We start from the raw sequence: 9234 nt of genomic DNA, 5'->3' as shown, positions 1-9234 counted from the left end.
ACCCGGACTTCCCGCGTCATTGGGTGCCACCATCGATCGCTGTCTGGCGCAACGCGCATCCGATCGGTTTCCCGACGCCGAGTCGCTCGCATCGGCGCTGGCACCGGTGGTGCAGGCACGGCCATCCCTGTCGCCGTCATTACGTGCGTGGTTGCAGGCCAACAATCCCCTGCTGCTTCCCTATCTCGCGTGGTCGGGCGGTTTTGGCGCGCTGACCACGGCCAACCTGATTGCCTGGGTGACAGGCAATCGCCCCAATGGGCCAGCCGACATCGTGGTGCTCGCGGCCATCACCGCCGCACCGCTCCTGCCGGTGATGGGCTTTCACCTCGAGCAGGCGCGTCGTCAGTTTCGCGCGGGCTTCACACTGGCCGACCTGCGTGGCGCGCTGGAAACGGAACGCCGTGAGCGCGCCGAAACGGAAGCGATCTCACTGCATGGTGAACCACCCACCGCACACCGCGCGCTGCGTGTCGCGACCATCCTGGCGTCGACATGGCTCGCTGTCACCGTTGGGCTGCTGATCAACGGGACCATTCACGAGCGCACGATGGGGCCCGTGGTGATCATGGCGCCCGTATTCAGTACGCTGCTGCTGGGCGCCGTGAGCAATGCACTCGGCGTGGCATTCATTCCGCGACGGGTGCGCGCATGGTGGCAGTCGGGCATGCGCGAGCGACTGTGGAAGAGCCGTGTGGGATCCTGGTTCGCGAAACGACTCGGGGCGCCGGAGCGATCGGTGAACGCCGGTGCGTTTCGGGCAACGGAGTCTGCACTCGGCGTGGCTGCGGCCGAACTGTTTGCGGCACTACCGGCGGCGTATCGTGAGGAGCTGGCGGAATTGCCGGCCACCCTCGAGGCGCTCGAAGCGCGGGCGGCGGAAGCGCGGGCCGCGCTCGACGTGCTGGCAGCGCTCGAAGCCACCGCGTCGCGCAGCGCCAGTCAGGATGACGTGTTGCAATCGCGACGGGTCGCCGCCACGCGGCACCTCAAGGAGAGCGTGGCGGCGCTCGAGAGTGTGCGCCTCGACCTGCTGCGCCTGCATGCCGGAGCCAACGATCTGGCGCCGCTCACCACATTGATTGACGCGGCACGCCTGTTGGGGGACGATGTGCGCCGGTTGGCTGATGCACAGCATGAGGTGGAGACATTCACATCGTCCACCTCACCATCGGCAACGAAGCCACGCGAGTGACTCTGTGTGGGCCGGGCGGGCCACTCAGTCAGGGCTCGACTTCAGGCGCGTACGCTCCGATGAACGACAGGAATCGCGCGATGTCGAGAATCGAACCGGCCGAGTAGCGAATGCTGTGCGCCGTGGTGCGCTGCACCATGGGCAGGTAGGCGAGCAGCTCCGGGGCGCGGTAGCTCTTGAAGCCGAGGTCAAGGCGCACCGGTGCCTGCACGCGGTGCGGCGTCATTTCCGCGCGGCGTGCGACACCGGCACGCACCGCCTCACGGATCATCGCCTGCGCGGCGGCCGGTGTACGCGTGGCCGCGGCATGAAAGCCGATGGACTGCTTCACCACCGCGGTTGCTGCCCGCGGAGACAGAGCGACCAGTTCGGCCACGGCGGCTTCGTCTCCCGAGATGGCCACGACGGGCACCCCGTAGTAGCCCGCCAAGGCGGCGTTGAAGCTCGATTCGGCCATCGGGGCGCCGTTGAGCTCCACCGAGGTATAGCGCGCACTCGAGAACGTGTGCGCGCGCACGCCGTTCAGGTTGGTGGTGGCTGAGTGATAGCCGATGAATACGGCCGCATGGAACGTGGAGTCGATGCCCTGCATCATCCCGAGTGGGCGCACCGGGCCACGCACGAGAATCACATCGGACGGCAGCTTCTCGATGAGCAGGTTCTGCATGTTGCCGTGCGAATCGGCCACCATGATGTCTGTGGCACCGGCGGCCTTGGCCCCTTCGATGGCGGCCAGCGCTTCGGCGGTCATGAACTCGCGGAAGCGCTGATATTCGAAGCCGGTGGGGCTGAGCTGGTCGCCCGTGACGACGCCGGCGATGCCTTCCATGTCGACCGAGATGAACACCTTGAGCCGCTGTTGCGCCTGCGCCGGCGCAGTGAGGGCAAGCAGCAGGAGCGCGACGCGCGCGGTGATGGCTCGGAGCATGGGGCCTCGTGGTATGGGTCAATCAGCGTAGCACGGTGCGTCCGATAAGAAAACCGAAACGATCGATATCGGCGAGGTTGGTGTTGCCAAGGATGATGACGGTGAGATCGTCGTCGAGATAGCGGAGCAGGGTGACATTGGCGCCCATGATCTGGCCCGGGCGCTGCGCGAATCGATGCTTGGTGCCCTCGATGGTTTGCGATGCCACCCAGAGACCGAAACCATATTCCTCGAGGCCCGGCATGAGCAGTGTGGTCAGCGATGCCTGCGAGATCACACGGCCGTTGTACAGGGCGCGGGCGAAGGTGGAGAGATCGGCGGCGGTGGAGTACAGCGCACCTCCCGCCCACCAGTTTTCGGGGAACACCGGGAGATCACGCAGCAGTGGCGCGGGCGTGTCGGCGCGCATGTAGGTCGTCGCCAGGCGTGGCGTGATCGCCTGCGCACGCATGAGCCCTGTGTTCGTCATGCCCAGTGGCGTGAGAAGGCGGTCCTGCAGCAGGCGCTCGTAGGTCGTGCCGCTGACTCGTTCGAGCATCGCACCGAGCACGATGTAGTCGGCGTTGTTGTAGTTGAACGCCGATCCCGGCGTGGTGTTCACCTTGCCGCTCGCGTATTGCGTCAGCAGCTGCGCCGGCGTGTGCGGGAGCTGGTATTCGGGCATGCCGTTGCGTACGGCGTCGTCGTAGCTGGTGATGTGTTCGAACGGCTCGAGGCCCGAGGTGTGATTGAGCAGCTGTTGCACAGTGACGGTATCGGCCGCCGGACCTTTGTAGTCGGGCAGATATGTGCTGATGTGGGCGGCCAGATCGATGCGTCCCGCTTCCACCTGCTGCATCACCAGTGCCGCCGTGAAGAGCTTGGTGATCGAGGCAACCCAGAATCGCGTCGTGGAGTCGACGGGAACTGCATGGCTACGATTGGCCAGGCCATAATGTCGCTGCAGCAGACGCTTGCCTCGATGTTCCACACGCACGGTGCCGCTGAAGCCGGTCCGGTGTGCGTAGGCATCCACGGTACTCGCGAGGGACGCTGCCGGCGCTGACCTGGTAGGCGCTTGCGCGCCTGTCACCGATGCCAAAGCAAGGAGGCTGACGATCATTGACGCGGTGACAAGCGAGCGACTCATGAGGATACGCATTCGAGAGAGGGACGGGACAATGACAGGGAATCGCCAGTCATACACCCCGACAGGGGGCGATCGTTGGAATGCGGGCCATTTCATGCGGCTGGCCGCCCACGCCTGGCCGCTGCATGTTCTGGCCAGCCCTCCGTGCGCTTGGTGAGGGGAATTTCCCGCCCACCAATTCAATGTCCATGACGTCCACCCAGCCGGCTGTCCCGTCTCCCGCGACGCTCCGCCAGCGTTTCCTGCTGAAATTGCTCGGGGTGTTCTGTCTCGGCAGCGTCCTCCTCAACGCGTTCATCCTCTGGCGCGTGTGGCCTGAGTGGCAAGCCGGTGTTCCCGACTTCGAGCCCGATCAGTATCGTGGCATTGCGCTGGGCAGTCTCGCGGGCATCGCGCTCAGCCTCGCCACACCGATTCCGTTGTTCATACTCCAGGCACGCCCCGCTGGACGCGGTGTGCGTGTCCTGCTGTGGATACTCTGGCTCGGGCTGATGGGGTTTTGCACCTGGATGCTGGCCGCGCGGCTGATGCGGTAACGCCCAACGCATATCGCCATTTCACCGGACCCTCATATGCCGACACCGCTTGGCACGGTGCTCATCTATGCCCGCGACATGAAGCGCATGGCGGACTTTTACATGCGCTACTTTGGCTTCGAGGGAAGCGGAGAGGTGGTCGAGGGATTGATCACACTCCAGCCACGTGGTGGAGGAGCGGCCATCGTGATTCATCAGGCCGCCAAGAGCATGAAGGCCGGTCATGCGGTCGGGGTGAACGACGCTGGCCTGCCGCATGCATCCGGCGCATGTTCCCGGCTGGTTCCGCGCACTCGCGCGCAACCGCCAGCCGACCTCCACGGAGCGCCCCATGAAGACGTTTGCCCGCAACGCCCTCGCCTTGCTCGTCGGTCTCTTCCTTGGCGGCAGCGTGAACATGGCGATCGTCACCTTGGGGCCCAAGCTGATCGCGCCGCCGCCGGGCACTGACATGACGACGGCCGAGGGGCTGACGGCAGCAATCCCTTTGCTCGAGCCCAGGCATTACATCATGCCCTTCCTGGCGCATGCGCTCGGCACACTCGTCGGGGCGCTTATCGGTGCACTGCTGTCCGTATCGCACCGCCGAGTGGTGGCATACGTGATCAGCGCCGCATTCCTGTGCGGGGGCATTGCGGCAAGTTCCATGATCCCGGCGCCCACATGGTTCATTGTCCTGGACCTCGTTGGCGCGTACCTGCCCATGGCATGGCTGGGTCTCACCCTGGCCAATCGCATCAAGCCTGGAGTGCATGGATCATGAATACACGCGACGTTGCGGAAACTCTGTCCACGCTGTGCAGTGAACTCGTCAACGGAGTTCCCGAGAGTGGTGGCTTTGTCCTGAACCGCGGGGACAAGGGATTGCTGGCATCGCTCGACAAGATCTCGGCGGCTGACGCGTCGGTGGTGCATGACGGCGGCGCTTCGATCGCGGCCCATGTCGAGCACGTGCGATACGGGCTGTCGCTCATGAACCGTTGGTCGGCGGGAGAGAACCCGTTCGCCGATGCCAACTGGGCAGAGAGCTGGGAGAAGATTTCCGTGAACGAGTCCGAGTGGGCGGAGCGCAAGGCGGCGCTGGCGACGGCGTGCACGCAATGGCTGGGCACACTGGGTACGCCGCGCGATGTGAATCGGCTCGAAATGAACGGCATGTTCGGCAGCGTGGCGCATATCGCGTATCACCTCGGCGCCATGCGCCAGATGGACCGGCGGATCAAGGGGCCGCCGGCGAACGATTGATCAACACACCGCTGGTACCGTCGATACACCGCATCGCCGAAGCCGATGATGCGGAATGGTGCGCGCGACTCATGGCGCAGTCGGAGCCATGGGTCACACTGGGCCGGTCGTTCGAGCAGTCACTCGCGCTCATGAAAGATCCGACGCGCGAAGCCTATGTCGTGTCGGTGGACGGTGAGCGCGCGGGGTTGGCCGTGCTGTGGATGGCCGGTCCGTTCTCGGGCTATCTGCAATCGTTGTGCATGGCCCCGGCGTGGCGTGGGCGTGGTGTCGGCGCTGGCGTGCTGCAGCTGTTGGAAGAACACATCTTTTCCCGGTCGCCGAATGTCTTTCTGTGTGTGTCGTCGTTCAATCCGGATGCGCGTCGGATGTACGAACGGGCGGGTTATCAGGTCATTGGCGAGTTGACGGAGTTCATGGTGGCTGGGCATTCGGAGTTTCTGCTGCGCAAGACACGCGGGCCCATTGGCGGATTTGTGCCCGTTTCGTCCCAGATAGAAGCCGTACAGGGATAGGGGCGTTGCAGATGCCGCCTCTCGAAGTGTGGACCCGCCTATAGATTCCCGACGTCCGCTGTACCGCATTGCCACGTGCGCGTGGCTGACGTCGACCCCCCGCCCGCGATGTCTCAGGAAACAGTCAACTATCTCGTCAACCTGCTCATTGGCGTGATTCTGGCTGGCGTTCTGAGCCAGTACTGGAGGCTGGAGGCGTCCGGACAATCGCTGCGGCTATGGATCATCGCGGCATGGACACTTGCCGCGGCTGACCTGTTCTTCGTGGCGCGCTCGATGCTGCCGCCGGACACGTTGCCGCGCCTGATCCCCACCATCACCGTCACCTGCGGACACGCGCTCCTGCTGCTGGCCGCACAGCAGACAGCCCAGCGCCCGCAGCAGAGGCGGGTGATCTGTCTGATCGTGGCGTCGCACCTGCTGTTGTTGCTACTGCTGCGCGCCGTGCCGGCGATGCAGGGGTGGCGTGCGCCCACCAACAGCGTGGTGTGGGGATCCCTGTCACTGGCAGCGGCGCTGGTGCTGTGGCGCGCCGCCGATCATGTGCGCCCGCTGATGCGCTTCCCGGCCATGGTGATGGCCTTCCAAGCCTTCTTTCACGCCACCCGCTCGTTGCTCGCCACGCAGGCCGCGGTGGATGCCAATCCCGTGCGATCCGCCGCCGTGCAAATGCTCGGCGACGTGGAGGTGAGCCTCTTCATGGTCGCGCTGTTTGTCGGGGTGCTCGTGGCCTACCTGCGGCAGAGCAACGACGACCTGCGCCGGGCGCTGGCCAATGTGCAGCAGCTCTCGTCCATGCTCCCGCTGTGCGCCTGGTGCAACAAGGTGCGTGACGACGACGGCTACTGGCGCCGGATCGAGGAATACCTCTCCGAGCACAAGGTGAGCGTGACGCACTCGATGTGCGAAAGCTGCGCCACCAAGCACTTTGACGAGTTCAAGCCGTAGGATTTGCGTGATGTCCCGTGGGCGATCTCGGCGCACTGCTTGACAACACATAAGTGAAAACTTATGAATTGAAGCATGCAACTCGCAGCCGATGCCCAAAACAAGATCTTTCAGGCGCTTGCTGACCCCAGCCGTCGCGCGATTTTCGAATCGCTCACCCGGGGGGAGGCGGCCGTGAAGGATCTCACCACGCGCTTCGACATCTCGCAGCCGGCCGTCTCGCAACACCTCGCCACGCTCAAGGACGCCGGGCTGGTGAGTGGACGCCGCGAAGGTCGGCATGTCTACTATCGCGTGCAGCCACAGGGCATGAAGCCGCTCATCGACTGGATCGCTCACTATCGCGCGTTCTGGATGGAACACGTCGATCGCCTCGAACGCCTGCTGGAGAAGATGGACTGATGTCGACCTTCGACCGTACCGCCCCGTCGCAGACTGAAACCATCGCGTTCGAGTTCGACCTGCGTCATGCGCCCGAAAAGGTGTGGCGGGCGCTCACCGAACCAGCGCTGCTGGCCGAGTGGCTGCTGCCGGTGATCGATCTCGAGCTGGTGCCGGGTAAGGAGTTCACGTACAAGACGCAGCCGTATCCCGGCTGGGACGGCATCGTGAACTGCCGCATGCTCGAAGTCGACCCGCCGCGCCGCATCAGCTACACCTGGACCGTGCCGTTCCTCGAGACAGTGGTCACGTTCACGCTTCAGCCCACCGATGGTGGCACGCTGCTCAAGCTGGTACAGACCGGCTTCAAGGAAGAGCAGAAGCGCGAGTTCGGTGGCGCGCGTTATGGCTGGAACATGATGGGTGGCAAGCTTGTCGAACTGCTCGAGAAGACGGTATGACGGCGAAGAAGTCGGCCACGTCCAAGTTCGCATCCACCGCTGCGGCGCCGGGTGTTCACGCGGCAGACAGCCACGACACCATCCGCGTGCAGGGAGCGCGCGAAAACAACCTGAAGGACGTGAGTCTGGAGCTGCCCAAGCGGCGTCTCACGGTCTTCACGGGCGTGTCCGGCTCGGGCAAGTCGTCGCTGGTGTTCAGCACCATCGCCGCCGAATCGCAGCGTCTGATCAACGAGACCTACAGCACCTTTGTGCAGGGTTTCATGCCCAGCATGGGCCGCCCCGAGGTGGATGTGCTGGAAGGCCTCACCACGGCCATCATCGTCGACCAGGAACGCATGGGCGCCAACTCGCGCTCGACGGTCGGCACCGTGACGGATGCGAACGCGATGTTGCGCGTGCTGTTCAGTCGCATTGCCAAGCCGCACATCGGCGCGTCGAATGCCTACTCGTTCAACGTGCCGTCGATGCGTGCGGTGGGCTCGGTGGTGGTGGAGAAGGGCAACAACGCCAAGGCGGAGAAGAAGACCTTCACCGTGAACGGCGGCATGTGTCCGCGGTGTGAAGGCATGGGGTCGGTGAATGATATCGACCTCACGCAATTGTTTGACGAGACCAAGTCGCTCAACGACGGCGCGATCACGGTGCCAGGATACAGCGCCGATGGCTGGTATGTGCGCATGTTTGCGGCCGCGGGGCTCGATCCTGACAAGCCGATCAGCAAGTACACCAAGAAGGAACGCGAAAGCTTTCTCTACCAGGCCCCGATCAAGGTGAAGGTGGCCGGCGCCAACCTGACCCATGAAGGGTTGGTGCCGCGTATCCAGAAGTCGTTCCTGACCAAGGATGTCGAGTCGCTGCAGCCGCACATCCAGGCATTCGTGGAACGTGCGGTCACCTTCACCACCTGTCCTGACTGCAAGGGCACGCGTCTCAACGAAGCCGCACGCTCCTCGAAGATCGGCAAGCACAACATCGCCGATGTGTGCACGATGCAGATCGACGAGCTGGCCGGGTGGGTACGGTCGATCAAGGCGGCCGCGGTGGCGCCGCTGCTCACGTCACTGCAGGAGACACTCGATTCGTTTGTGCAGATCGGTCTGGGCTACCTGAGTCTCGATCGTCCGTCGGGCACGCTGTCGGGCGGTGAGGCTCAGCGTATCAAGATGATTCGCCATCTGGGCTCGTCGCTCACCGACGTGACGTATGTGTTCGACGAACCCACCATCGGCCTGCATCCGCACGATATCCAGCGCATGAACGACCTGCTGCGCCAGTTGCGTGACAAGGGCAACACCGTGCTGGTGGTGGAGCACAAGCCGGAGACTATCGCCATCGCCGATCATATTGTGGATCTGGGGCCTGGTGCGGGCACGGCGGGCGGCGAGATCGTATTCGAAGGCACGGTGGAGGCGCTACGCAAGAGTGGCACGCTCACCGGTCGTCATCTCGACGATCGCGCAGCACTCAAGAAGACGGTGCGCAAGCCCTCCGGTACGCTCAAGGTGCGTGGCGCCAAGACGCACAATCTGCAGAACGTGAACGTCGATATTCCCACCGGCGTGCTGGTGGTGGTGACGGGTGTGGCCGGTTCGGGCAAGAGCTCGCTCATTCACGGGTCGGTGAGTGGCAAGCCTGGCGTGGTGACGGTAGACCAGTCGGCTATTCGCGGATCACGCCGCAGCAATCCTGCCACGTACACCGGATTGCTTGAGCCCATTCGCAAGGCCTTCGCAAAGGCGAACGGCGTGAAGCCGGCCTTGTTCAGCGCCAACTCCGAGGGCGCCTGCGCCACGTGCAATGGTGCGGGTGTCATCTACACCGACCTGGGCATGATGGCCGGTGTCACGTCGGTGTGCGAAGAGTGCGAGGGCAAGCGCTTTCAGGCGGCCGTGC

At 64.1% G+C, this 9234-nt stretch carries 11 protein-coding genes and 1 pseudogene; 10 read left to right on the top strand and 2 right to left on the bottom strand.

Going from position 1 to position 9234, the window contains the following annotated elements; translation table 11 throughout:
• Nucleotides 1-1195 (top strand): annotated as a pseudogene (locus VGE27_RS03965) (hypothetical protein); the annotation flags it as partial.
• A 28-nt stretch (nucleotides 1196-1223) separates the two neighbouring features.
• On the opposite strand, the gene VGE27_RS03960 reads toward VGE27_RS03965, so the two are convergent.
• Both VGE27_RS03960 and VGE27_RS03955 read right to left on the bottom strand, forming a co-directional pair.
• A complete protein-coding gene (locus VGE27_RS03960) occupies nucleotides 1224-2123 on the bottom strand; it encodes a M55 family metallopeptidase (RefSeq protein ID WP_331048335.1) in 900 nt (299 codons plus the stop codon).
• Nucleotides 2124-2145: 22 nt separating this feature from the next.
• Nucleotides 2146-3138 (bottom strand): serine hydrolase domain-containing protein, encoded by a 993-nt coding sequence (locus tag VGE27_RS03955; RefSeq protein ID WP_331048334.1) that lies wholly within the window; start codon nucleotides 3136-3138, stop codon nucleotides 2146-2148.
• Nucleotides 3139-3434: 296 nt separating this feature from the next.
• Here VGE27_RS03955 and VGE27_RS03950 point away from each other — a divergent pair, with 296 nt between their 5' ends.
• The 9 genes from VGE27_RS03950 to VGE27_RS03910 all read left to right on the top strand — a co-directional run.
• On the top strand, nucleotides 3435-3788 hold the full coding sequence (locus tag VGE27_RS03950; RefSeq protein WP_331048333.1) for a hypothetical protein: 354 nt from the start codon (nucleotides 3435-3437) through the stop codon (nucleotides 3786-3788).
• A 36-nt stretch (nucleotides 3789-3824) separates the two neighbouring features.
• The gene (locus VGE27_RS03945) at nucleotides 3825-4238 is read left to right on the top strand and encodes a VOC family protein (protein ID WP_331048332.1); all 414 of its coding nucleotides are present in this window, start codon (nucleotides 3825-3827) and stop codon (nucleotides 4236-4238) included.
• Entirely contained in the window at nucleotides 4120-4551 is a 432-nt protein-coding gene (locus tag VGE27_RS03940; protein ID WP_331048331.1) for a hypothetical protein, read from the top strand. Before VGE27_RS03945 ends, VGE27_RS03940 begins: the two co-directional genes overlap by 119 nt.
• On the top strand, nucleotides 4548-5033 hold the full coding sequence (locus tag VGE27_RS03935) for a hypothetical protein (protein WP_331048330.1): 486 nt from the start codon (nucleotides 4548-4550) through the stop codon (nucleotides 5031-5033). The genes VGE27_RS03940 and VGE27_RS03935 overlap by 4 nt, the downstream gene beginning before the upstream one ends.
• Nucleotides 5030-5548 (top strand): GNAT family N-acetyltransferase, encoded by a 519-nt coding sequence (locus tag VGE27_RS03930; RefSeq protein ID WP_331048329.1) that lies wholly within the window; start codon nucleotides 5030-5032, stop codon nucleotides 5546-5548. The genes VGE27_RS03935 and VGE27_RS03930 overlap by 4 nt, the downstream gene beginning before the upstream one ends.
• 108 nt (nucleotides 5549-5656) lie before the next feature.
• A complete protein-coding gene (locus VGE27_RS03925) occupies nucleotides 5657-6496 on the top strand; it encodes a hypothetical protein (protein WP_331048328.1) in 840 nt (279 codons plus the stop codon).
• Between the two features lie 75 nt (nucleotides 6497-6571).
• Nucleotides 6572-6898 carry a metalloregulator ArsR/SmtB family transcription factor gene (locus VGE27_RS03920; protein WP_331048327.1) on the top strand — a complete coding sequence of 109 codons (327 nt, stop codon included), beginning with the start codon at nucleotides 6572-6574 and terminating at the stop codon, nucleotides 6896-6898.
• Nucleotides 6898-7338, top strand: coding sequence for an SRPBCC domain-containing protein (locus VGE27_RS03915; protein WP_331048326.1), 441 nt, complete (start codon nucleotides 6898-6900; stop codon nucleotides 7336-7338). The genes VGE27_RS03920 and VGE27_RS03915 overlap by 1 nt, the downstream gene beginning before the upstream one ends.
• Nucleotides 7335-9234: excinuclease ABC subunit UvrA (locus VGE27_RS03910; RefSeq protein ID WP_331048325.1), on the top strand; the 1900-nt coding region annotated here is incomplete at its 3' end. The genes VGE27_RS03915 and VGE27_RS03910, both read left to right, overlap by 4 nt.

The sequence above is a fragment of the Gemmatimonas sp. genome (assembly GCF_036405635.1).
Taxonomy (GTDB): Bacteria; Gemmatimonadota; Gemmatimonadetes; order Gemmatimonadales; family Gemmatimonadaceae; genus Gemmatimonas.
Note: the sequence above shows the minus strand (reverse complement) of the source record. Positions and strands in the feature narration are given on the sequence as shown.